The sequence below is a fragment of the Herbihabitans rhizosphaerae genome (assembly GCF_004216555.1).
GTDB classification, from domain to species: domain Bacteria; phylum Actinomycetota; class Actinomycetes; order Mycobacteriales; family Pseudonocardiaceae; genus Herbihabitans; species Herbihabitans rhizosphaerae.
Genome location: NZ_SGWQ01000014.1, coordinates 1 through 23,603, shown reverse-complemented (window position 1 = coordinate 23,603; position 23,603 = coordinate 1). Strand labels below are relative to the sequence as shown.

Below are 23,603 nucleotides of genomic sequence, written 5' to 3'. Positions count from 1 at the left end.
TGGTCGACCTTTCTTCCCGAAAACAGCCCGAATGGCCCAGCCATCTCACAGGAAGCACAGCACACGCCGTGATTGGATGCAGGGAACAAAACTCCCCTACCACGAGGTGATCAGTGGCCGCGCCGAACCTGACCCGCGACCAAGCCCAACAGCGCGCAGCGCTGCTGGAGGTGCAGTCCTACACGGTCGAACTCGATCTGACCGACGGCGGCGGCAAGCCCGGCGAGGACACATTCCGCTCACACACGACGGTGACGTTCCGCAGTCGCGAGGACGGCGCGACCAGCTGGATCGACCTGGTCGCCGCCTCGGTCGACCGGGCCACGCTGAACGGCGTCGAGCTGGACCTGTCCGGCTACCGCGAGGACACCGGGATCGTGCTGCCGAGCCTCGCCGCGAGCAACGAGCTGACCGTCGAGGCGACCTGCCGGTACATGAACACCGGCGAGGGCCTGCACCGGTTCGTCGACCCGGTGGACGGCGGCGTGTACCTCTACACGCAGTTCGAGACGGCCGACGCCAAGCGCATGTTCGCCTGCTTCGACCAGCCCGACCTGAAGTCGGTCTACCAGCTCACCGTGACCGCCCCCGAGGACTGGAAGGTGATCTCCAACGCCGAGGCGAAGATCGCCGGTGGCGAGGGCGGCGCCGCGCGGCACGTGTTCGCCACGACCAAGCCGATGTCCACCTATCTGGTGGCGCTCGTGGCCGGCCCGTACGCCGAGTGGCGCGAGGAGTACACCGACGAGTACGGCACGATCCCGCTCGGCATCTACTGCCGCGCCTCGCTCGCCCCGCACATGGACGCCGACCGGCTGTTCACCGAGACCAAGCAGGGCTTCGACTTCTACCACCGCAACTTCGGGGTCACCTACCCGTTCGGCAAGTACGACCAGTGTTTCGTGCCGGAGTTCAACGCGGGTGCCATGGAGAACGCCGGCTGCGTCACGTTCCTCGAGGACTACGTGTTCCGCAGCCGGGTCACCCGCTACTCCTACGAGCGCCGCTGCGAGACGCTGCTGCACGAGATGGCGCACATGTGGTTCGGCGATCTTGTGACCATGCGCTGGTGGGACGACCTGTGGCTGAACGAGTCGTTCGCCACGTTCGCCAGCGTGCTCGCGCAGGCCGACGCCACCGAGTACGTGCACGCCTGGACGTCGTTCGCCAACATCGAGAAGTCCTGGGCGTACCGGCAGGACCAGCTCCCGTCCACGCACCCGATCGCCGCGGACATCGACGACCTGCAGGCGGTCGAGGTCAACTTCGACGGGATCACCTACGCCAAGGGCGCGAGTGTGCTCAAGCAGCTCGTCGCCTACGTCGGGCTGGAGCACTTCCTGTCCGGGCTGAAGGTGTACTTCGACAAGCACGCGTGGGGCAACGCCACGCTCGCCGACCTGCTCGCGGCACTGGAAGAGGCGTCAGGGCGCGATCTGTCCGGGTGGAGCGCGCAGTGGCTGGAGACCACCGGGCTGAACTCGCTTCGCCCGTCGTTCGCGGTGGACGCGGACGGGAAGTTCACCGAGTTCGCCGTGCTGCAGACGGGCGCGAGGCCGGGCAAGGGCGAGCTGCGCACGCACCGGATCGCGATCGGCGTCTACGACGACGTGGACGGCCGGCTGGCGCGCACCCACCGGGTGGAGATCGACGTCGACGGCGAGCGCACCGACGTGCCGGAGCTGGCCGGCGTGTCCCGGGGCAAGCTCGTGCTGGTCAACGACGACGATCTCTCGTACTGCACGATGCGGCTGGACCCCGGTTCGCTGACCACCCTGATCGACCGGGTCGGCGACATCGACGAGCCGCTCCCCCGCACCCTGTGCTGGTCGGCCGCCTGGGAGATGACCCGCGAGGCCGAGCTGAAGGCGCGCGACTTCGTGACGCTGGTGTGCCACGGGCTGCCGGCGGAGAGCGAGGTCGGCGTGGTGCAGCGGCTGCTGCTGCAGGCGCAGACCGCGATCTCGTCTTATTCCGACCCGCAGTGGGCGGCTGACACCTTCGGGGGCTGGCGGATCTTCACCGATCGCATCCTGGAGCTGGCGCGCGCGGCCGAGCCGGGTTCGGACCACCAGCTCGCGCTGGTCAACTCGCTGGCCGGATCGGTGCTGGACGAGGAGAAGCTGGTCGTACTGCGCGGCTGGCTGGACGGCTCGGCGCCGCTTCCCGGGCTGACCGTGGACACCGATCTGCGCTGGCGGCTGCTGCACGCGCTGGTCGCGCACGGCGCGGTGGCGGACGCGGAGATCGACGCCGAGTTGGAGCGCGACTCCACGGCGACCGGTGCCCGGCACGCCGAGCGGGCGCGGGCGCTGCGGCCGACCGAGGAGGCGAAGGCCGAGGCGTGGCGGCGGGCGGTGGAGGACGACGAGCTGCCCAACGCGGTCAACGAGTCGATCATCGCGGGCTTCTCCCACCCGAGTCAGAAGAAGCTGCTGGAGCAGTACCGCGAGCGGTACTTCGAGGACGTGGCCCAGGTGTGGGCGCGGCGGTCCAGCGAGCGGGCGCAGCCGGTCGCGGTGGGCCTGTACCCCGCGTGGTCGGTGACCGAGGAGACGGTCCGGGCGGCGGACAGCTGGCTGGCCGCCGAGCACCCGGCCGCACTGCGCCGCCTGGTGTCCGAGGGCCGCGCCGGCGTGCTGCGCGCCCTGGCCGCCCGCGAGTTCGACGGAAGCTGATCAGTCGCGGGTGGGGCGCGAGTTCCGCGCCCTGCACCCGCGAGTCCCGCGCCCTGCACAGTTGGTACCACACGATGTAGCACAAATAGCGCTACCATTAGCGCTATGAGCAGTGTCAACTTTCGGCCGGACGAGGCGACGGAACGAGCGCTCGCGGAACTGACGGCCGACGGGCGCAGTGTGTCCGCGGCGATCCGGGACGCCGTTCTCGACGCCGCGCGCGCCAAGCGGGCCGAGGCTCTCCGGGCGGAGGCGTTGGCGCTCGCAGCGGACCCGGACGACGTGGCGGAGATGCGCGCGGTGCGGGCCGACCTGGAGCCTCTGCGTGCGTGGTGACGTCTACCGGCTTCGCGCGCCGCGAAACGCTCGCGGACACGAACAGTCGGGGCAGCGCTACGCCGTCGTGATCCAGTCGGACCTGCTGCCGTTGAGCACCTGGCTCGTGGCGCCCACCTCGACCAGTGCTCGGCCGGCGTCGTTCCGGCCGGAGATCGAGATCGACGGCAAGGTCACCCTCGTGCTCGTCGAGCAGACGACCGCCGTCGATCCGCAACGCCTCGGCGATCAGGTGGGCAGGCTGGCGCTGGACGAACTCGCCGCGATGGACGACGCGCTGCGCACGGTCCTGGATCTCGGTTAGTGGCGGGGGCCGGCTTGATCGTTGAGGATCCGCAGGCCGTCGACCAGGCCGCCGATCAGGTCGCCCTCCTTGAACGAGGCGACCATGCTCATCACGGCCAGCTTGCAGCCGCGGTCGGACATCCGACGCGCGGCCTCCGACCCCGTGATCACCTCGACCTGGCGCTGCCCTGGCGACACCGCGATCAACACGGACCGCGCGGCACGCTCGCCGCTGGCGGCGTGCACGTCCTCGGCGGCGGCCCTGGTGTCCTGGCCGAGATCGCCGAGGTACACGCTGAACCACAGACCGGTGCTGCGGCTGGACAGCGTCAGCGCCTCGTCCAGCCGAGCCAGCTGAACCGGCGTGAACGGGTTGTCCGGCGCCACCGGCTTGTGCGCCCTGGCGACCGAGACGCGCCCGCTCAAGGTGATCGCGGCGCCCTCCCCGTGCTCCGGGTCCTCCACGACCGTCGCGGCATTGGCCGGCTGGGCCAGTTCACCAGCTCCCACGGGCACCTCCCACGGCTGTGCGCGCCTCACCGGTCGCGCTGTCGTCGGTAGCCTCGGCCGTCGGCCGGCCGGCGTGCCGGTCGACCCCGACACCCGCCGGGTTCGCCGTCCACCAGACAGCTGGGTAATCCCAGTCCTGACCAGGGCGGTAACGCGGCCGGCTCGCGGCCCTACTACGCAGTGTCAGCAGGGCTACCAGGCCATAGATGGCCAGTGGCAGGCCCACGAAGACGAGCACCGTCTGCACCAGACTCACGACCGGTACGTTAGCCGATCGCCCGATCAAGAGCACAGGGGCGTGACTCTCGCCCAATGTGATCATTAGTGCTCCGTCTGTAACGACACGCGGCCAAGTGATGCCCGGGCATGTGCCTCGTTGAGCCCAGCGGGGCGAAGCGAACGGCGTCAAGTCACCAAATCAGGTGCACTGGCGGGTTTTCATGTCTTGTGGGCTGCCCCCTTTGGCCAATAGTTTCACCTGTACGGCCCTTGCGAATACTGCATTCGGTCGCCGCGCCCGGTCCCCACCGCCAGGAGGTCACTCCATGTACACGCCGGACATCCTTGACCAGACCCACACTGTCACCCGTCTGGACGCAGAACATCACCGTGGGACACGAGTTGTCCGCGGCACGCGCGTCACCCGTGGCACTCGTGTCACCGCCGGCACGCGCGTCACCCGCGGCACCCGTGTGACGCGTGGCACGAGGGTCACCTGCGGAACTCGGGTCGTGCGCGGCACCAGGGTGGTCATGGGCACCCGCGTCACCGCCGCCTGACGCCCCGCGTGATCGAGGCGGGCCCTACGCGGCCGGCTCTCCCAGGTACGGCAACCACAGCGGATCGGCCTCGGCCACACCAGCGAGCAATCGCCAGTACGGACCTCGCGGTGCGGTCGGGGCCTTTCGCAGCCGCCAGCCGAGTTCGCTGAGCAGCTTGTCCGCCTTGCGGTGGTTGCACTTGGCGCACGACGCCACGCAGTTCTGCCAGGTGTGCGCGCCACCCCGGCTGCGCGGCACCACGTGGTCGATGGTCTCCGCCCGCCCGCCGCAGTACGCGCAGCGGTAGCGGTCCCGGTGCATGAGCCCGGCTCTGGTCAACGGAACCCTGGCGCGGTACGGCACCCGCACGTAGTTGCTCAGCCGGATCACCGACGGCACCTCGACGCTGCACGACGCCGCGTGCAGCACCAGACCGGTCGGATCACCGTGCACGACCTCCGCCTTGCCACAGACGATCAGCACCACCGCGCGACGCAGCGGCAGCGCGGTGAGCGGCTCGAAGGTCGTGTTGAGCAGGAGAACGCGCCGGCGGCCCCACGGCAGAGTCGGCGGCGGAGAAGGCGATGACGTATGAGTACCCGGTGTCGAGCGCAGCGATGCCCTCGGCGCGTGCCCCTTGGGCGCGCCGATGGGGATCGGTTGTCGATCGGGCACTCGACCACCTCCGCATTCCGGCGGGTGCCCCCACACGCGGTGCGGGTGCTGCCATAGTCGACCACACATGGCACCAAAACGTCACGTGTGTTCGGTGACGTGTCCCTCCTCACGTTCCCGAAACCCAGGTGAACAGCTGGGTAACCACGGTCGCGGAGAGTGTCTGACTATCGTCGGCGACGAAAACCGTCGAACCACACGAGTGAGTTGATGATCCACTTCACCGCGGCCCGTCCCCAGTGCGCCGACGAAGCCGGCAGCTGGTGCAAGCAGATCTTCGAGATCACCGGCAACGACTGGCTCGCGTCCTCGGCGAGCTGGCTGATCGCCAAGCCGGTCAAGATCATCCTGATTCTGGTGATCGCGCTGCTGGTCAAGTGGCTGGCGCACCGCGTGATCGGCAGGCTGACCCGGGGCAACGGCAAGATGCCTGCCCTGCTCAAGCCGCTGCGCGAACGCGCGCCCCAGGCGCTGAACCCGCTGCTGTCCGAACGGCGGGCGCAGCGTGCCCAGACGATCGGCTCGGTGCTCAAGTCCACCGTGACCTTCGCGGTCTACGGCTTGGCGTTCATCCTCATCCTCGGCGAGCTGGGCGTGAACCTCGGCCCGATCATCGCGTCGGCCGGCATCGTCGGCGTGGCGCTCGGTTTCGGCGCGCAGAACCTGGTGAAGGACTTCCTGTCCGGCATGTTCATGATGCTGGAGGACCAGTACGGCGTCGGCGACGTGGTGGACGTCGGTGAGGCCAGCGGCACGGTCGAGGCGGTCGGGCTGCGCGTGACGACGCTGCGAGACGTCAACGGCACCGTCTGGTACGTGCGCAACGGCGAGATCCTGCGGGTCGGCAACTCCAGCCAGGGCTTCGCCGTCGCCGTGGTCGACCTGCTGCTCGGCGAACGGGGCGACGTCGAGGAGGCCACCGAGATCATGAACAGGGTCACCACCGAGGCGCTGGCCCGCGAGCCGCTGTCCACCGACGTGCTCGGACCGGTCGAGGTGCTCGGTGTGGAGAAGGTCACCGCCGAGGGGATCACGCTGCGGATGACCGTCAAGGTCCGGGCCGGCCGGCAGTGGTCGGTGCAGCGGGCGCTGCGCGCGGAGACCATGGCCGCGTTCGAAGAGGCCGGCATCGCACCGCCGATGGGCGGGCGGCTCTACACCCAGCCAGGGCAATAGAGTGGGCGACGTGGGCACGCCAGAACAGGTCAGCTTCTTCGAGGCGGTGGGCGGCGAGGAGACCTTCCGCCGCATCGTCGGCCGCTTCTACGCCGAGGTGGCCACCGACGACGTGCTCCGGCCACTGTATCCGGAAGAGGATCTCGGGCCGGCCGAGGAGCGCCTGACGCTGTTCCTGATGCAGTACTGGGGCGGCCCGCACACCTACTCCGAGCAGCGCGGCCACCCGAGGCTGCGGATGCGGCACCAGCCGTTCCCGATCGGGCCGATCGAGCGCGACGCGTGGCTGCGCTGCATGCGGATCGCGGTCGACGACGCAGGGTTGGACAAGGCGTACCGCGACCAGCTGTGGCAGTACCTGGAGATGGCCGCCAACAGCCTCATGAACGCCTGGGCCTAGCACCGATCAGGTTTCGGCGCGGTGGTTGTCTGTACGACATGACCACCGTGATCTGCAATTTCACCATGTCCCTCGACGGCTACATGGCCGGCCCGAACCAGAGCGTCGACGACCCGCTCGGCCAGGGCGGCATGAAGCTGATGGAGTGGATGCTGTCCACGCCGACGTTCAGCGGCGAGGACGGCGAGCGCACCGTCGACGACGACATGGTCGACGAGGTGAGGAACGGCTACGGCGCGTTCGTCATGGGGCGCAACATGTTCGGGCCGATCCGCGGCGAGTGGGACCTGTCCTGGAAGGGGTGGTGGGGCGACGAGCCGTCGTACCACGCGCCGGTGTTCGTGCTCACCCACTACCCGCGCGAGTCGGTGCCCATGGAGGGCGGCACCACGTTCCACTTCGTCACCGACGGCATCGCCTCGGCGGTCGAGCGCGCCAAGGAGGCGGCGGGTGACAAGCCCGTGCTGATCGCCGGCGGCGCCGCCGCGATCCGCCAGGCCCTGGCCGCCGGGTTGGTCGACGAGATCAACACGCACATCGCGCCGCTGATCTTCGGCGCGGGCGAGCGCCCGCTGGACGGCCTCGACGAGACCAGGCTGGAGCCGATACGCGTCATCGAGTCGCCGAAGGTCACACATGTCCGGTATCGGGTGATTCGGTAGCCGACTCGCGGACCCGATTGCCCGTTCGGGTCCTGACGCGGGCGCACGACTGATGGCAGGATGGCGCCCGATGCGACGATCGCCGGAGACCTCGCCTGACCAGGCATCGGAATCGGACACGCAGTCGGGCACCTGGTGGCACGACGCGGTGTTCTATCAGGTCTACATCCGCTCCTTCGCCGACTCCGACGGCGACGGCGTCGGGGACATCGAGGGCATCCGCTCCCGGCTCGGGTACCTCGAACTGCTCGGCGTCGACGCGCTGTGGATCACGCCGTTCTACACCTCGCCGATGGCCGATCACGGCTACGACGTCGCCGATCCTCGGGACGTGGACCCGCAGTTCGGCGACCTCGGCGCGTTCGACACGCTCGTCGGCGAGGCGCACCAGCACGGCATGAAGGTGACCATCGACCTGGTGCCGAACCACACCAGCGACCGGCACCCGTGGTTCGCCGAGGCGTTGCGGGCCGGGCCGGGATCGCCGGAGCGCGCGCGGTACGTGTTCCGCGACGGTGTCGGGCCGGCCGGGCTGATCCCGCCGAACAACTGGACGAGCATCTTCGGCGGGCCGGCGTGGAGCAGGGCCGACGAGTACGAGGGCATCACCGACGGCCAGTGGTACCTGCACCTGTTCGCCGCCCAGCAGCCCGATCTGAACTGGGAGAACGTCGAGGTCGCCGAGGACATGGCGCGCACCATGCGGTTCTGGCTCGACCGCGGCGTGGACGGGTTCCGTATCGATGTCGCGCACGGCATGGCCAAGCCGGACGGCCTGCCCGACATGGATCCGCGCATTCTCGGCTCGCCGGGCACCCTGCTGAAATCGGAGATCCGCGATCCCCGGTTCGACGACGACGGCGTGCACGAGATCCACCAGATGGTCCGCGCGGTGATGGACGAGTACCCGGGCACGATGGCCGTCGGCGAGATCTGGGTGAGCGACGACAAGCGGTTCGCCAAGTACGTGCGGCCGGACGAGCTGCACCTCGGGTTCAACTTCCGGCTCGTGGACGCGGGCTTCGACGCGGCCGAGGTGCGCGAGGCGATCGAGGGTTCGATCGACGTGGTGGCGTCGGTGGACGCGCCGCCGACCTGGACGCTGGCCAACCACGACGTGATCCGCCCGGCCACCCGCTACGGCGGCGGCGACGCCGGGCTGCGGCGGGCGCGCGCGATGGCGCTGGTGCAGCTCGCACTGCCGGGGCCGGTGTTCCTGTACAACGGCGACGAGCTGGGGCTGCCGAACGTGGAGCTGCCCGACTGGGCGCTGCAGGACCCGGTGTGGGAGCGCTCCGGGCACATGGACCGTGGGCGCGACGGCTGCCGGGTGCCACTGCCGTGGGAGGGCTCCTACCCGCCGTTCGGGTTCTCCGAGACCGAGGAGTCGTGGCTGCCGGTTCCGCCGGACTGGAAGGACCTGTCGGTCGAGGCGCAGTTGGAGGACCCGGCGTCCACGCTGTCGCTCTACCGTGCGGCGTTGGAGCTGCGGCGCACCAGCGACGCGTTCGCCGGTGACGAGTTGGAGTGGTACGGCGCGCCGGACGGGTGCTTCGCGTTCCGCCGCAAGCCGGGCGGCCTGGTGTGCGCGCTGAACACCTCGTCGCAGCGGGTCCCGGTGCCGCCCGGCACGCTGCTGCTGTCCAGTTGCCCGCTGGACGCCGGGTACCTGCCGCCGGACGCCGCCGCGTGGGTGGTGTGAGGTGACGGTCCTGTCCCCGCGCGCGTTGAACCGCGCGACGCTGGCCCGGCAATGGTTGCTGCGCAAGGAGAAGCGCACGGTCGCCGAGGCGCTGGAGCACCTGGTGGGGATGCAGGCGCAGGCGCCGTTCCCGCCGTACTTCGGGCTGTGGTCGCGGCTGCACGGGTTCACTCCGGCGGACCTCGCCACCCTGATCGAGGACCGGCGCGCGGTGCGGATCGTGTTGATGCGCGGCACCGTGCACCTGGTCACCGCCGAGGACTGCGCGTTCCTGCGGCCACTGGTGCAGCCGATCATGGATCGCGATCTGGACACGAACACGCAGCACGCCGAGCACCTGACCGGGCTGGACCGTGCGGAGCTGGCCGAGCACGCGCGGAAACTGTTGCGGGACAACCACTTGGCGGCCAAGAACCTGGGCGTGGCACTCGCCGAGCGGTGGCCCGATCGGGCGCCCTCCGCACTCGCGCACGCCGCACGCGGGCTGCTGCCGCTGGTCCAGGTACCACCGCGCGCGGTGTGGGGTCGCAGCGGTGCCACCGCCTACGCGGTGGCCGACGAGTGGCTTGACCGTCCACTTCGGACAGACGCGTCGCTGGCCGAGATGGTGCTGCGCTACCTGGCCGCGTTCGGCCCGGCGACGACGGCCGACGTGCAGACCTGGTCGGGCCTGACGCGGCTCGGCGAGGTGCTGGATTCCTTGCGCCCCAAGCTGATCACGTTCACCGACGAGGACGGCCGGGAGCTGTTCGACCTGCCGGACGCGCCGCGCCCCGACCCGGCGACACCGGCCCCGCCCCGGTTCATCGCGCCGTTCGACAACATCCTGCTGTCGCACGCCAACCGCACCCGCGCGATCTCCACCGAGAACCGGAAACGCTTGCTGTACACCAAGAACGGCGTTTTCCCCGGCACGATTCTGGTCAACGGGCAGGTCCACGGCGAGTGGCGGATCAGCCGGGCCAAGGACGTGGCGACGCTGGAGATCACGCCGTACCAGCGGCTGTCCAAACGGGACGCGGGCGCGCTGGAGAGTTCGGGCGCGCGGCTGCTCGCCTTCGCCGAGGCGGGCGCCACACCGATCGTGCGGATCGGTACGACGGACTGACCTGGGCCGTTCGGGTGACCGGCCTTGTGGGCCGGTTTCGGTCTCACTACGGTCACCCGGGTGCGCTGAGCAGTCGCGCACGACTGGGGCGTCGTGGGGATTCTTCCGGTTGGGCGACTCGCTCGCGGCATGTGTGGCCGTGGGGACGGCCGAGAAGGAGAACCGATGGCCTTCGAGTTCACGCTGTCACTGACCGCGCTCACGGTTCTGGCCGAACACCTGCACCTGGATCTTCGGCCGGCGCCGTTCGAGCTGCCGTCGCTGGGCCGGTTCGCGGAGGATCGCAGGCGGGTCGTCGACGCCGTGTGGATCGGGCTGTCCGGGCGGCGCCTCGCCTCGCAGCGGGTGCTCGCGCCCGACGTGGACACCGCACTGCGCCTGCTGGCCGAGGCGGAGACCACGATCGTGGTGTCCGGCAGCCACGACGGCAGGACGATCGCGGCCCGCGCGTGCTCGTCCGGCCGGTTCGCCGTGCTCGCGGTCGGTACCGGACGGGCGATCCGATGCCGCATGACCCGCCCCGCGGCACTGGTGCGCGACACCGTCGGTCTGCTGCCGGACCTCGGCCCCGGCCCGTCCACCTCGGCGACGATCACCGAGCAGCCGAAGACCGGCGGCGGCTCGTTCGCGGTCAGCCGTGGTCAGCCGACCAGGGAGACCACGGCGCCGCGGCTGTCCTGGCTGGACACCGAGGCCGGCCGGTATCTGGTCGAGGACACACCGGAGCGGACGGCGGTGATGCCCGCGGACCGCGTGGCGTTGACCAAGGGGCTGCACGCGCTCCTCGCCAAGTGAGCCGGTGAACTCAGCTCCAGCCGCCACCCGCGTCGAACCCGCCGGCGTCGAAACCCGGGTCCGGAGCGGGTTCCGGTGCCGGCGGCGGTGGTGGTGGCGGCGGTAGCGGCTCGGGCACGGGCTGCGCCGCCGCCTGTTGGTCGTCCCCGCCGTAGCCGTAGCCGGACGATCCGAGGTACAACAGGCCCCCGCCGCCGAGCAGGCCGCGACGGAGACCGCCCTGACCGCCGCCGTCCTGCTGGATCTGCCGGTCGTCCGTCGCCTCGAGCGGCTCCGGCCACGGCTCCTCGCCGCGCGGCACGTTGTCGTTCAGCCACTGCGCCGTGAGGTCACCCTCGTCCTCGAGGTCCCCCACCGGCGTCTCCCGCCTGTCACCTGGCTCCATAGCCGTCAGACGCTACGCCCGGTTCCTGTGATCCCGCTGAACTCGCCCGGTAATGATTTCGAAAGCAATCGATCAGAACAGCAGTGGGAGCAACGCGTGCCGGCGGCGCACCACGGCGCCGAAGCGCGCGTCGATGCGCAGCCACGCGTCGGTGGCGCGCACCCGCACGCTCTCCGCGGTGTCGCCCGTACCCAGGAAACCCATGCCGGACATGGCGAACAGGCACCGCAGCGGCACCTTCACCTCCAGGCCGTCGCCGCTCACGGTGAGCACGTTCTGGTCGAGCAGTGACGCGGGTGGCGTGCCCTGCGGGCCGACGTTGTCCCGCGCGACGGCGAGCCCCTTGTCGGCCAGTTCGCCGAGCACGGCCGCCGGCAGCTCGTCCACGACCTGCCAGCCCGGCGCGGGCGGCAGCGGCGATCGCCATTGCAGGTCCAACACCGGCCCGGGATCGACCGTGTCGCCGCGCACCACGGCCAGTGCGGCGAGCAACTCGTTGCCGGACACGGTGACGTCGGACGGGTTGACCGTGCCGTGCACGGTCCTGGTGGCGAGCACGTCGAACGGCGTGGTCACCCACGCCTCGATCATCCCGCCGTCCCTGGCGCGCAGCCGCACGACGGCCTGCTGCTCCAGCCGCACCGCGCGGGCCACGAACGCACCGAGGTCGTCCCGCTCGGACGGGTCGGTGAAGGCCAGCTCAGGCACCGTCGTCTCCTGTGGTCCACGCGGTCAGGAATGTTCGCTCCGCGTCGGTGAGCCGACGCGGACGGGCACTGGATGTGTTGTACGGCACCATCATCGTCTCCGCGGTGACCGTCACGGTGTCCGATGTAGACAGTCCACTGTGGACGGTGTAGTCGATGGTGAACGCGGCCGCGCGCACGTCGGACACGACCAGCTCGATCCGCACCGGCGAGCCGTCGGCCCGCAGCGGCGCGTGGTAGTCCACGACCAGCCGCGCCACCACGACACCGTCGGCCATGCCGCCGGCACCCTGTCTGGCCGCCTCGCCGAACAGCAGCCCGACCCTGGCCTCTTCGAGCAGCGTCACCATGTTGGCGTGGTTGACGTGCCCGAACGCGTCCATGTCCGACCAGCGTGGCCGAACCTCGGCAACGTATGCGCTCACCTGGCCATGCTACGGACCGGGCCGCACCCACCCGCGCCGACGCCCGACTCCCGGGATCGAGCCCGCTGAATCCCGCCCCGACCCCCGGGATTAAGCCCGCTGAAACCCGTTCAGGTTTCGGGGTCGAACCGCTCAATCGCGGCCCACCATCGGCATCCGGCCTGGTCAAGCCGCCGGACACCGGGATCGAGCCCGCTGAATCCCTGGTCCGCCGGCGGGATCAAGCCCGCTGAATACCGTTCGGGTTTGGGTTAGCGGACCATGCTGCGGACCTGCCGGGTCGCCACGGACAGCGTCGCCAGGTCGAGGCGGCCGGAGCGCTGGATCTCCTCCAGCGACTCGCGCGCCCTGGACAGCCGCGACGCGTTGGTGCGCTCCCACTTGACGATCTTCTCCGCGGCGCTGTCCTCCGGATCGCCGGCGCGCAACACGTCCAGCGTGATCGCGCGCAGCGAGGAGTACAGGTCGTCGCGCAGTGCCAGCCTGGCCAGCGCGTGCCAGCGGTTGCCCCGCTCCAGCGCGCTGATCGAGGTCAGCATCAGGTCGATGTTCAGGTGATCCAGCAACGCGAAGTACAGCTCCGCGGTCTCCCTCGGGCTGCGCACCCCGTTGCCGTCGTCGCCCTCGGCCAGCTCCGCGACCTCGGCCACGTCCAGCAGGCCGTAGACGTACAACTGCGTGGCCACCCGCCGGGCCAGCCCGACCGGCACGCCCTTGCCGACCAGGTCCTCGACGTTGACCCGCACCGACTCGGCGTCGCGGCCGCACAGCATGTCGCCGACCTGACCGGCCAGCTCGGCCACGACCGGCGCGAACCGGTTGATCTCCGCGCCGACCGCGAGCGGCTGCGGCCGGTTGGACAGCAGCCAGCGCGACGCGCGGTCCAGCAGCCGCCGGCCCTCCAGCACCATGCTGTCGGCCACGTCGGTCGGCACCACGTTGTCCAGCGCCTCGATGTCGCGCCACAGCGCCGGCAGGTCGAACACCCGCGTCACGATCCAGTAGGCGCGCACCGCATCGGTGGAGCTGGCGTTGATCTCCTCGGACAGTCGGAACGCGTAGGACAGGCCGGCGCCGTCCACCACCTCGTTGACCACCATCGTGGTGATGATCTGGCGGTGCAGCGGGTGCTCGGCGATCGCGCCGGCGTACGGCTCGCGCAGCCGCTTCGGGAAGTACTCCGGCACCCGGCGGGTGAACACCTCCAGGTCCGGCAGGTCGCTGGCCAGCACGTCGTCCTTCAGCGACAGCTTCACGTGCGCCAGCAGCGTGGCCAGCTCCGGTGAGGTGAGGCCCTCGTGCGCCTTGTCCAGCGCCTTGAACTCGGCGGCGGTGGGCAGCGCCTCGAGGTGGCGGTCGAGATGGCCGCCCTCCTCCAGCGCGGCGACCTGGCGCTCGTGCACCGACACCATCGGCGCGGAGTGCGCGCGGCTCACGCCGAGCACGGCGTTCTGCGTGTAGTCGTCGCGCAGCACGAGCTGGGCGACTTCCTCGGTCATGTCGACGAAGATCTCGTCGCGCTGCTCACGCGGGAGCTTTCCGTTGCGCACCAACGCGTCCAGCAGGATCTTGATGTTCACCTCGTGGTCGGAGCAGTCCACACCGCCGGAGTTGTCCAGCGCGTCGGTGTTGACCTTGCCGCCGGTCTTGGCGAACTCGATGCGCCCGCGCTGGGTGAGGCCGAGGTTGCCGCCCTCGCCGACGACCTTGACCCGCAGGTCGGCGCCGTCCACCCGGACCGCGTCGTTGCCCTTGTCGCCCACCTCGACGTTGCTCTCCGCGGACGCCTTCACGTAGGTGCCGATGCCGCCGTTCCACAGCAGGTCGACCGGCGACAGCAGCACCGCCTTGATCAGATCCTGCGGGGACAGCTTCTGGGTGCCCGGCTCGATCCCGAGCGCCTCGGCCATCCGCGGCGTGATCGGCACCGACTTGGCCGTGCGCGGCCACACCCCGCCGCCCTCGCTGATCAGCGAGCGGTCGTAGTCGTCCCACGAGGAGCGGGGCAGCTTGAACAGCCGCGACCGTTCGGCGAACGAGCGGGCCGCGTCCGGCGTCGGGTCGACGAACACGTGCCGGTGGTCGAACGCGGCGACCAGCCGGATGTGCTCGGACAGCAGCATTCCGTTGCCGAACACGTCACCGGACATGTCGCCGACGCCGACGACCGTGAAGTCCTCGGTCTGCGTGTCCACGCCGAGTTCGCGGAAGTGCCGCTTGACGCTCTCCCACGCGCCGCGCGCGGTGATGCCCATCTTCTTGTGGTCGTAGCCGACCGAGCCGCCGGAGGCGAACGCGTCGCCGAGCCAGAACCCGTAGCCGGCCGCCACCTGGTTGGCGATGTCGGAGAACGTCGCGGTGCCCTTGTCCGCGGCCACCACGAGGTACGTATCGTCGCCGTCGTAGCGGACCACCTGCGGCGCGGGCCTGACCTCGCCGTCGACCAGGTTGTCGGTCAGGTCCAGCAGGCCGGAGATGAACATCTTGTAGCAGGCGATGCCCTCGTTCTGCGCCGCCTCGCGGTCGATGCTGGCGTCACCGGTCGGGGCCGGCGGTCGCTTGACGACGAACCCGCCCTTCGAGCCGACCGGCACGATCACCGCGTTCTTCACCGCCTGCGCCTTGACCAGGCCGAGGATCTCGGTGCGGAAGTCCTGGCTGCGGTCGGACCAGCGCAGCCCGCCGCGCGCCACCGGACCGAACCGCAGGTGCACGGCCTCCAGGCGCGGCGAGTACACGAAGATCTCGAACGCCGGCCGCGGCTCGGGCAGCTCCGGCACCGCCTTCGGGTCCAGCTTGATCGCCAGATACGGACGATCACGGCCGCCCGCGTCGCGCACGAAGTAGTTGGTACGCAAGGTCGCGCTGATCACCGTGAGCAGGCTGCGCAGGATCCGGTCCGCGTCCAGGCTGGTCACGTCGTCGATCATCGAGGTGATCTGCGTGCGCAGCGCGTCGACCCGGTTGGTCCGCTCGGCCTCGGGCAGCGCCGTGTCGAACTTCGTCTCGAACAGGCGCACCAGCTCGGTGGCCACCCCGGTGTGCGAGACGACCGTGTCCTCGACGAAGTCCTGGTCGTACGGAATGCCGGCCTGGCGCAGATAGCGGGAGTAGGCGCGCAGCACGGAGGCCTGCCGCCAGCTCAACCCGGCGTGCAGGATCAGCGCGTTGAACCAGTCCACCTCGGCCTCGCCCCGCCACGCGGCGGCGAACGCCTCCTGGAACTGGAAGCTGATCTCCTCGAGTTGCTCGGCGTCGGTGCGCTCCAGCACGCTCGGGTCGATGCGCAGACCGAAGTCGTAGATCCACCACTTGGTGCCGTCGTCGTTGCGCATCTCGTACGGACGCTCGTCGACGACCACGACGTCCATCTTCTGCAGCACCGGCAGCACCTGCGACAGGGTCACGCCCTTGCCGGCCAGGTACAGCTTGAACCGCCGCTCCCCCGCCTCGGCGTCGGCCGGTACGTAGAACGACATGTCCAGGTCGTCCTCGCCGCGCAGTGCCTGCAGCCGGCGCAGGTCGGCCAGCGCGTCCGTGGCGTCGAAGTCCTCCTTGTACGCCTCGGGGAACACGGCGGAGAACCGGGAGCCGAGCTCACTGGCCGACTCGGAGCCGAGCGTGTTCGCCCGCACGTCGCCGGCCGCGCGCTGCTCGCCGATCACGGCCTCGACCATCAGGTCGTCCCAGCCGCGCACCGCCTCGACCAGCCGCTCCTGGATGCGCGGCACGTCCGGGTCGCTGTGGTTGTCCGGGTCGGTGTGCACGATGAAGTGCACCTGCGCCAGCGCGGTCTCGCCGACCCGCGTGCCGTACTCCAGGTTGGTGCCCCGCAACTCGTCGAGCAGCACCTCCTGCATGGCGATGCGGGTGGTGGTCGTGTACCGGTCGCGAGGCAGGAACACCAGGCACGAGTAGAACCGGGCGTACGGGTCCTTGCGCAGGAACAGCCGCAGCCGGCGCCGGTCGGCCAGCGCGATCACGCCGGTCGCGGTGGAGTACAGCGACTCGACGTCGGTGGAGAACAGCTCGGCGCGCGGCCAGTTCTGGATCACCTCGAGCATCTTCTGCCCGGTGTAGGACTGCAGCGGGAAGCCGGCGCGGTGGATCACCTCGTGCACCCGGCGCTTCACCACCGGGATGTCCATGACGTCCTCGTGCAGCGCGTTGGTGGTGAACACGCCGAGGAACCGGTGCTCGCCGGTGACCTTGCCGCTGTCGTCGAACGTCTTCACGCCCACGTAGTACGGGTAGACGCTGCGGTGCACGGTGGACGGCGCGCTGGCCTCGGTCAGCACGAGCAGGTTCGGCGACAGCGCGTGCGCCGCGGTGTCCGGGCCGGCGGTGAGCTTGCGTGCGGCGAGGCTGTCCTGGCGCAACACGCCGAGCCCGCTGGCCAGTGCCGCGCGCAGCGCCGGGCCGTCGTCGTCCTGGTCCTTGGCGCCCTTCGCGGACGGCCGGACCAGCTCGTAGTACCGGTAGCCGAGGAAGGTGAAGTGGTCCTTGGCGAGCCAGCGCAGCAGACCGGCGCCGTCCTGCACCTGCTCGGCTTCCAGCGGCGGCGGGCTGGCTTCCAGTTCGTCGGCCAGGCTCGTCGCGGTGTCGATCATCTTGTCGGTGTCCTCGACGACCTCGCGCACGTCGGTGAGCGCGGACTGCAGGGCGTTCTCGATGTCGCGCCCGCGGTTGGCGTCGGTGACCAGGTCGACCTCGATGTACATCCAGGACTCGGCGAACGCGTCGTCCGGCGGGTTGCCCGGGTCGGCGGCGGGGAGGACCTCGCGCAGGCCGCCGGCCACGTCCCGGCGGACCACGACGATCGGGTGCACCACGCGCTGGACCTGCACGCCGCTGCGGACCAGCGCGGCGGACACCGACTCGACCAGGTACGGCATGTCGTCGGTGACGATCTGCACCACGGTGCCGAGAGTGGTCCAGCCGTCCTCGGCCTGGGTCGGGTTGATCACCCGGACGGCGGGCCGGCCCTGGACCCGCTGGTTGGCCAGCGTGAGGTGCGAGCGGACGGCGCCGACGAGATCGTTCGGGTCGTCGTCGATGATCTCTTCCGGCGGGATGTACCGGTAGTACAGCCGGATCAGGTCGGCGAGGTCTGGTGCCGCGCCGGCGGCGGTGTCGATCAGCTCGTCCCGGACCTGTTCGGGACTGACGGGCCGACCGTCGGTGTAGGCGATGTTCTGCGTACGAGACGACGTTCCGGTCGAGCTCATGTCGGGCCACTCCCCAAATAGCGGCACCCCATTGTGCCGTGTCCGAGGACCACCCTAGTGGCGATCTCCGCGAGTGCGGAGGCGGCTCACCCTTGCTTTGGGTACCGCTGATCGGGTGCGACAGAGCGTGTGACCACGGGTTCGGGGCGTGCTCGCCCCGTCGGTCACCCGGTGGCAGAACCCTTGGCCGGCAACGGGTCCCGGCTCAGAAGTCCCACCGGTGACTGGGCGCGGGCTCGCTCTCGGCCGGGGCGCGATCGGGCTCGCGGCCGTCCGTGTCGATGTCCGACGGAGTGCTGGACCGGTAGGCGGCCATCGCCTCGGTCAGCAAGTCGGCCAGCCCGACGTCGGGGCGCTTGCGTCGGCTGCCGGGGCGCCGCGAGTTGGCGAGGTGGTCATCGGGAAGCTCCGGCCCTTGGACGGGTGCGTCCACTTCGTCGATGAGGGGCTCGTCCGGCGGCAGGTCGGGTTCACTCGGAGTCGGCTCGCCCGGGGGCGGCGGGAAGGCGTCGGGTGCCGGCTCGGCGGGGACCTCGTCGGGCTCGGGCGCGCGCGGCACCTCGTCGGGCTCGGGGACGGGGGGCACGGACTGCAGCGGTGCGTCGGTGATCGCGGAAGTGACCGCGGGCGGCTCGGGCATCCAGCGTGCCCGGCGACGGCCGCCGCCACCCGCGCTGCCCGCGGTGATCCCGAGCTGTTCGAGGACCGACCGCCCCTCCTCCGGGCCGAGGTCGCTGCCGTGTCGGGGGGTGGCGTCAAGTGACACGACTGATTCCTCCGCGCTGTGTGGCCGGGGACCGGGCATGCTCATGGGCCCGGTCTCGGCGTCGTCGGTGTCATCGACGACGTCGGTGTCATCGGTGTCGTCGAAGACCACTGTGGACGGTTCCGGCTCGTCGTGGCGCGTGGTGTCCTGGCGCGTAGCTGACCATGCGGAGACGGAGCGGATCGCCGGCGGCAAATCGTCCACTGTGGACGGTGGACCCTCCGCGGCGAAGTCCTCGTCCCACTCGTCGCCGTCATTCTCCGGTAGTTCGGCGTGATCCTCTGGCTCGACGTCGTGCTCGTCCGGGTGTTCGTCCGAGTGTTCCTCCGGCTCGTCGCCGTCGTCGTCATCGTCGTAGTCGTCGAGTTCCGGGTACTCGGGCATGGCCAGCTCGAACGCCGACCACCTGGGAATTCCGGGAGACACGCCCAGCGGGGGCTCCTCCTCGGCGGGCTGCGGCTCCTCGGCCGGCTCCGACGCGGCGGGACCAACCCGCAACTCCTGTGTGAGTGCCACCTCGGCGATCACCTCGTCGTCGATGATCACCTCATCGATCATGTCATCGACGTCGTCGTCGGTGTCATCGTCGGTGTCGCTGTGAACGTCGTCCTCGTGGGTGTCCCGCGCCTCCGGACCGCGTCTCGGCGGGTCGTCCGGCACCCGCGCTGCCGCGGCGGCGAAGGTCTCCGCCAACGCGGCGGCGAACACCGAACCCGTTGTCTCCCTTGGCTTCTCGGACCCGGTGCCGCCACCCGAACGGCTCGCCGGCGAGGCGGGCTCGACCTGTTCGGGCGGCGTCAGACCGATCCGGGGCGGTTCGGCGATGCGCAGCGGGACGGTCGGCGGCGCGAGCGCGAGGTGCGACAGCTCCGGGTGTTTCACCTCCGGGCGGGTTGGCTCGGGCCGTTCGACCCGCTCCGGTTCGGCCGCTCGGATCGGTGTCACGCCACGGCTCGGTTGTTCCACGGCGGGCGGTGGTTCGGGCGCCTGGCGCGGCCGCGGTGACGGACGTGGAGGCGGTACCGGGGACGGGGCCGGGCGCGCCCGATCGGCGGGCGGCATCAGTGGGACCGGTGCGGGCGACGGCGGTGCTGGCACCTGCGCGGCCACCGGTGCGGGACGTTGGGCCGGCGGCTGTGTCCGCTGCGCGGGCCGCTGCAGGGCGGGGCGCTGCGCGGGCGGCGGCTGAGCTGGGGGCTGAGCCTGCGGTGAGGACTGAGCCGGAGGCTGAGTCGGCGGGGGCTGAGTCGGCGGTGGGGGCTGAGCCGGTGGCGCGGGTTCCTGGGCGGCGACGCTCCGGCGGTCGCCTCCGTACAACGCCGCGCCGAGGAGCACCTCGACATCGGCCGAGCGCCCCGGACCGAACTCCTCGGCGAGCAGCAGCCGCGCGGCCGTGGCCGCCTCCACATGCCGGCGCCCCACGGCGTGCGCCTGCCGGACCGCCCGTAACGCGGCCGCGGTGTCCCCCGCGTCCTCGTCGAGCTGCGCGATCACCGTCAGCACGTCGGCCCGCACCGCGTCCAGGCTGAACCGGTCGGCGAACCGGTCGGCCTCGGCGAGCAACGCCCGGGCGTGCGCGAGGCGCCCCTGCGGCATGTACACGCGCGTCGCGATGGCGAGCATCAGGTGGCACACCGCCGTGGCCGAGGTCGCGCGCACCGGCGTCCTGAACATCGCCTCGGCGGTGTGCAGGCCGAGTGACACCTCGCCGCAGTCCAGCAGCGCCTGCACGAGTTCCAGGCTCAGCCGGGCGCGGGTGTCGCCACCGTCGTCGGACGGGTGGTCCAGCTCGTCGAGCAGTCCGAAGCCCACCCGCGCCGCGCGCACCGCACCGGCGGCGCGCCCGCATCTGCGGCGGTAGGCGGCGGCCCGGACCGCGACCCAGGCCCGCCGCAGCAGGCGCACCGACGGCGAATCGGACGGGTCCGACGCGCACAGCCGATCCGCCTCGGCGAGCGCGGCGTGCATCTCGTCGCGATGGCCGAGGTGCCCGAGGCACCCGACCAGCTCGGCGATCGCCACGCCACGAACACCGGCGGCGTGACCGTCGGCCTCGATCAGCGTCGACAGCAGCTCCACACCGACCGGACCGGCGCCCAGCACGCGAGCGCACCGGGCCAGGGAGACGGTCAACCCGCCGGCGGCGAGGTACCCGCTGGCCCAGCGCAACGCACCGACGGCGGGCTCGACGGCGTCGGCGTACCGGCCGAGCCGCACCAGCGCCTCGACGACGAGCCCCTGCGCGACGAGCCGGTCCCGCCCGGCTGTGGACGGCAACGCGAGAGCTGCCCTGGCCATCGGCAGGGCTAACTCCGGAGCGCTCCAGCGGAGCCGATCGGCGGCGCGAACCACGGCAGCGCCGCGGTCGCCAACTCCGCCGACCGGCGTCCGTGCGCTCGCCGCGTCCACGGTGCTCGCCGCCTTAGTCGCGGGTCAACTTGCGATAGGTGACTCGGTGCGGACGCGCGGCTTCCTCGCCGAGCCGCTCGACCTTGTTCTTCTCGTAGCCCTCGAAGTTGCCCTCGAACCAGAACCACTTCGCCGAGTTGGCGTCGTCGCCCTCCCACGCCAGGATGTGCGTCGCGACGCGGTCCAGGAACCACCGGTCGTGGGAGATCACGACGGCGCAGCCGGGGAACTGCTCCAGCGCGTTCTCCAGCGAGCCGAGCGTCTCGACGTCCAGGTCGTTGGTCGGCTCGTCCAGCAGGATCAGGTTTCCGCCCTGCTTCAACGTGAGCGCCAGGTTCAGCCGGTTGCGCTCACCGCCGGACAGCACGCCGGCCGGCTTCTGCTGGTCGGCTCCCTTGAACCCGAACGAACCCACGTACGCGCGCGAGGGCATCTCGACGTTGCCCACCGGGATGTAGTCAAGCCCGTCGGAGACCACCTGCCAGACGGTCTTCTTCGGGTCGAGGCCGCCCCTGCTCTGGTCCACATAGGACAACTTGACCGTGTCGCCCACCTTGACCTCGCCGTCGTCCGGCTTCTCCAGGCCGACGATCGTCTTGAACAGCGTGGTCTTGCCGACGCCGTTCGGGCCGATCACGCCGATGATGCCGTTGCGCGGCAGGTCGAAGGACAGTCCGTCGATCAGCACCCGGTCGTCGAAGCCCTTGCGCAGCTTGGCCACCTCGACCACGACGTTGCCCAGACGTGGGCCCGGCGGGATCTGGATCTCCTCGAAGTCGAGCTTGCGGGTGCGCTCGGCCTCGGTGGCCATCTCCTCGTAGCGCTCCAGCCTGGACCGCGACTTGGTCTGGCGCGCCTTGGCGTTCGAACGCACCCAGGCCAGCTCGTCCTTCAGCCGCTTCTGCAGCTTCTGGTCCTTCTTTCCTTGCACCGCAAGGCGTTCGGCCTTCTTCTCCAGGTAGGTGGAGTAGTTGCCCTCGTACGGGTACAGCCGGCCGCGGTCGATCTCGAGAATCCACTGCGCGAGGTTGTCCAGGAAGTACCGGTCGTGTGTGACGGCGAGGACCGCGCCGGCGTACTGCGCGAGGTGCTGCTCCAGCCACAGCACGCTCTCCGCGTCCAGGTGGTTGGTCGGCTCGTCCAGCAGCAGCAGGTCGGGCTTGGACAGCAGCAGCTTGCACAGGGCCACCCGGCGACGCTCGCCACCGGAGAGCACCTTCACGTCCGCGTCCGGCGGCGGGCAGCGCAGCGCGTCCATCGCCTGCTCCAGCTGGGAGTCGAGGTCCCACGCGTCGGCGTGGTCGAGCTCCTCCTGGAGCTTGCCCATCTCCTCCATCAGCTCGTCGGAGTAGTCGGTCGCCATCAGCTCGGCGATCTCGTTGTACCGGTCGAGCTTGTGCTTGATCTCGCCAACGCCCTCCTGGACGTTGCCGAGCACGGTCTTGTCGTCGTTCAGCGGGGGCTCCTGCTGGAGGATCCCCACCGAGTAGCCGGGCGACAGGAAGGCCTCGCCGTTGTTCGGCTGATCGAGACCAGCCATGATTTTCAGGACACTTGACTTCCCCGCGCCGTTCGGACCGACCACGCCGATCTTGGCGCCGGGCAGGAAGGACAGCGAGACGTCGTCGAGGATGACCTTGTCCCCGTGCGCCTTGCGCACCTTTTTCATGGTGTAGATGAGCTCGGCCATGTCGCGATCGTAGAGCCGTGGCCGAAACCGCTTGCTGGCGGACACCGGGTTCACAAAGCGTGACGCCTGGTGCGGGCCGGCGGCCGCTTCGCATACCGCCGTTCGGGTGGAACGCCCACCGAGAGTGGACCAATTTGGATCTCGCCATCGGACTCACGCCGCCTCGGCCAGCGCGGCCCGCTCGGGGGCGACCCGCTCGGTGACTCCCCGCTCAGGGACAGCCCTCTCGTGGACAGCACTGTTGCGGACCACTTGCGCGGTGCTCCTCGACAGGTCCGGACCGACCGCCCGCGCCTCCAACTCGGCCGAGGACCGGCGTTCGCCCTCCGTCTCGTACTCGCGTATGTAGAACCGCCCGGTCGCGACGATCGGATCGCCCTTGCGCAACGACGCGTACACCCCGGAGCCGAGCTTTCGCCAGCACGAGACGTTCACGTAGACCTTGTTGCCGTCCACCCACTGCCCGGTTTCCTTGTCGTATCGGCGTTCCGTACTCGCGGCACGGAAGCTGACGACCTCGTCACCGGCCATGGTCGTCTTCGTCCGAACATCGCTGACCACGTTGCCGACCAACGTCATCCCCACCTCGTTCACGGGCACTGTCCCTCCTCGTTCCGGCGCGGCGGTGTGCCGCGCACAGGACCAACGATGCCGTCGCGGAGGACGGAAGTCGGGGGCCGCGGCCGAAGTTGTGGACAACTCGGCGCATGTGGACTACCAGCCGGTCGGGGCGCCCGATTGTCGTGGCTTCGTGCTGGGGGGGGGGGGGGGGGGGGGGCGGGGGGGGGGGGGGGGGGGGGGGGGGGGGGGCGGGGGGGCGGCGGGGGCGGGGGGGGGGGGGGGTGAGACAAGCCCAATCCCAAAACCCAAAACCACCCACACAACACACCACGAAAACCCCACAC

At 70.4% G+C, this 23,603-nt stretch carries 19 protein-coding genes; 9 read left to right on the top strand and 10 right to left on the bottom strand.

The annotated features are described in order from the left end of the window. Positions 1–113: 113 nt before the first annotated feature. The 3 genes from pepN to EV193_RS29090 all read left to right on the top strand — a co-directional run bounded on the left by pepN (position 114) and on the right by EV193_RS29090 (position 3,318). Positions 114–2,678 carry an aminopeptidase N gene (gene pepN / locus EV193_RS29100; protein WP_130348149.1) on the top strand — a complete coding sequence of 855 codons (2,565 nt, stop codon included), beginning with the start codon at positions 114–116 and terminating at the stop codon, positions 2,676–2,678. 105 nt (positions 2,679–2,783) lie between these two features. Then, positions 2,784–3,014 (top strand): hypothetical protein, encoded by a 231-nt coding sequence (locus EV193_RS29095; protein ID WP_130348148.1) that lies wholly within the window; start codon positions 2,784–2,786, stop codon positions 3,012–3,014. Next, a complete protein-coding gene (locus tag EV193_RS29090; protein WP_130348147.1) occupies positions 3,004–3,318 on the top strand; it encodes a type II toxin-antitoxin system PemK/MazF family toxin in 315 nt (104 codons plus the stop codon). The genes EV193_RS29095 and EV193_RS29090 overlap by 11 nt, the downstream gene beginning before the upstream one ends. On the opposite strand, the gene EV193_RS29085 is transcribed toward EV193_RS29090, so the two are convergent. The 3 genes from EV193_RS29085 to EV193_RS29070 all read right to left on the bottom strand — a co-directional run bounded on the left by EV193_RS29085 (position 3,315) and on the right by EV193_RS29070 (position 5,245). Beyond that, the gene (locus EV193_RS29085; protein ID WP_130348146.1) at positions 3,315–3,809 is read right to left on the bottom strand and encodes a DUF5130 family protein; all 495 of its coding nucleotides are present in this window, start codon (positions 3,807–3,809) and stop codon (positions 3,315–3,317) included. The genes EV193_RS29090 and EV193_RS29085 overlap by 4 nt on opposite strands. Further along, on the bottom strand, positions 3,796–4,065 hold the full coding sequence (gene ctaJ / locus EV193_RS29080; RefSeq protein ID WP_130348145.1) for an aa3-type cytochrome oxidase subunit CtaJ: 270 nt from the start codon (positions 4,063–4,065) through the stop codon (positions 3,796–3,798). Before ctaJ ends, EV193_RS29085 begins: the two co-directional genes overlap by 14 nt. A 547-nt stretch (positions 4,066–4,612) precedes the next feature. Continuing rightward, positions 4,613–5,245 (bottom strand): HNH endonuclease, encoded by a 633-nt coding sequence (locus EV193_RS29070; RefSeq protein WP_207222856.1) that lies wholly within the window; start codon positions 5,243–5,245, stop codon positions 4,613–4,615. Between the two features lie 210 nt (positions 5,246–5,455). Here EV193_RS29070 and EV193_RS29065 point away from each other — a divergent pair, with 210 nt between their 5' ends. The 6 genes from EV193_RS29065 to EV193_RS29040 all read left to right on the top strand — a co-directional run bounded on the left by EV193_RS29065 (position 5,456) and on the right by EV193_RS29040 (position 11,088). Beyond that, a complete protein-coding gene (locus EV193_RS29065; protein ID WP_130348143.1) occupies positions 5,456–6,421 on the top strand; it encodes a mechanosensitive ion channel family protein in 966 nt (321 codons plus the stop codon). Position 6,422: 1 nt separating this feature from the next. After that, entirely contained in the window at positions 6,423–6,821 is a 399-nt protein-coding gene (locus EV193_RS29060; protein WP_130348142.1) for a globin, read from the top strand. A gap of 38 nt (positions 6,822–6,859) precedes the next feature. Then, positions 6,860–7,483, top strand: a complete 624-nt coding sequence (locus EV193_RS29055; RefSeq protein WP_130348141.1) for a dihydrofolate reductase family protein — start codon at positions 6,860–6,862, stop codon at positions 7,481–7,483. 70 nt (positions 7,484–7,553) lie between these two features. Then, a complete protein-coding gene (locus EV193_RS29050) occupies positions 7,554–9,185 on the top strand; it encodes a glycoside hydrolase family 13 protein (protein WP_130348140.1) in 1,632 nt (543 codons plus the stop codon). A gap of 1 nt (position 9,186) precedes the next feature. Next, positions 9,187–10,293, top strand: coding sequence for a winged helix DNA-binding domain-containing protein (locus EV193_RS29045; RefSeq protein WP_130348139.1), 1,107 nt, complete (start codon positions 9,187–9,189; stop codon positions 10,291–10,293). Between the two features lie 165 nt (positions 10,294–10,458). Continuing rightward, positions 10,459–11,088 (top strand): ESX secretion-associated protein EspG, encoded by a 630-nt coding sequence (locus tag EV193_RS29040; RefSeq protein WP_165401542.1) that lies wholly within the window; start codon positions 10,459–10,461, stop codon positions 11,086–11,088. A 10-nt stretch (positions 11,089–11,098) separates the two neighbouring features. Here the strand turns inward: EV193_RS29040 and EV193_RS29035 are convergent, their stop codons facing one another. From EV193_RS29035 to ssb, 7 genes are all read right to left on the bottom strand, one after another. Beyond that, entirely contained in the window at positions 11,099–11,443 is a 345-nt protein-coding gene (locus tag EV193_RS29035) for a hypothetical protein (RefSeq protein WP_130348137.1), read from the bottom strand. Positions 11,444–11,545: 102 nt separating this feature from the next. Further along, positions 11,546–12,181 (bottom strand): DUF8010 domain-containing protein, encoded by a 636-nt coding sequence (locus tag EV193_RS29030; RefSeq protein ID WP_130348136.1) that lies wholly within the window; start codon positions 12,179–12,181, stop codon positions 11,546–11,548. Beyond that, entirely contained in the window at positions 12,174–12,605 is a 432-nt protein-coding gene (locus EV193_RS29025) for an acyl-CoA thioesterase (protein WP_242613756.1), read from the bottom strand. The genes EV193_RS29030 and EV193_RS29025 overlap by 8 nt, the downstream gene beginning before the upstream one ends. 251 nt (positions 12,606–12,856) lie before the next feature. Continuing rightward, positions 12,857–17,833 carry an NAD-glutamate dehydrogenase gene (locus EV193_RS29020; protein ID WP_130348135.1) on the bottom strand — a complete coding sequence of 1,659 codons (4,977 nt, stop codon included), beginning with the start codon at positions 17,831–17,833 and terminating at the stop codon, positions 12,857–12,859. 205 nt (positions 17,834–18,038) lie between these two features. Next, positions 18,039–20,897: a hypothetical protein gene (locus tag EV193_RS29015; RefSeq protein WP_130348134.1), complete on the bottom strand. Its 2,859-nt coding sequence runs from the start codon at positions 20,895–20,897 to the stop codon at positions 18,039–18,041. 124 nt (positions 20,898–21,021) lie between these two features. Further along, the gene (ettA, locus tag EV193_RS29010) at positions 21,022–22,698 is read right to left on the bottom strand and encodes an energy-dependent translational throttle protein EttA (protein ID WP_130348133.1); all 1,677 of its coding nucleotides are present in this window, start codon (positions 22,696–22,698) and stop codon (positions 21,022–21,024) included. Positions 22,699–22,851: 153 nt separating this feature from the next. After that, positions 22,852–23,292 carry a single-stranded DNA-binding protein gene (ssb, locus tag EV193_RS29005; protein ID WP_130348132.1) on the bottom strand — a complete coding sequence of 147 codons (441 nt, stop codon included), beginning with the start codon at positions 23,290–23,292 and terminating at the stop codon, positions 22,852–22,854. Positions 23,293–23,603: the final 311 nt, after the last annotated feature.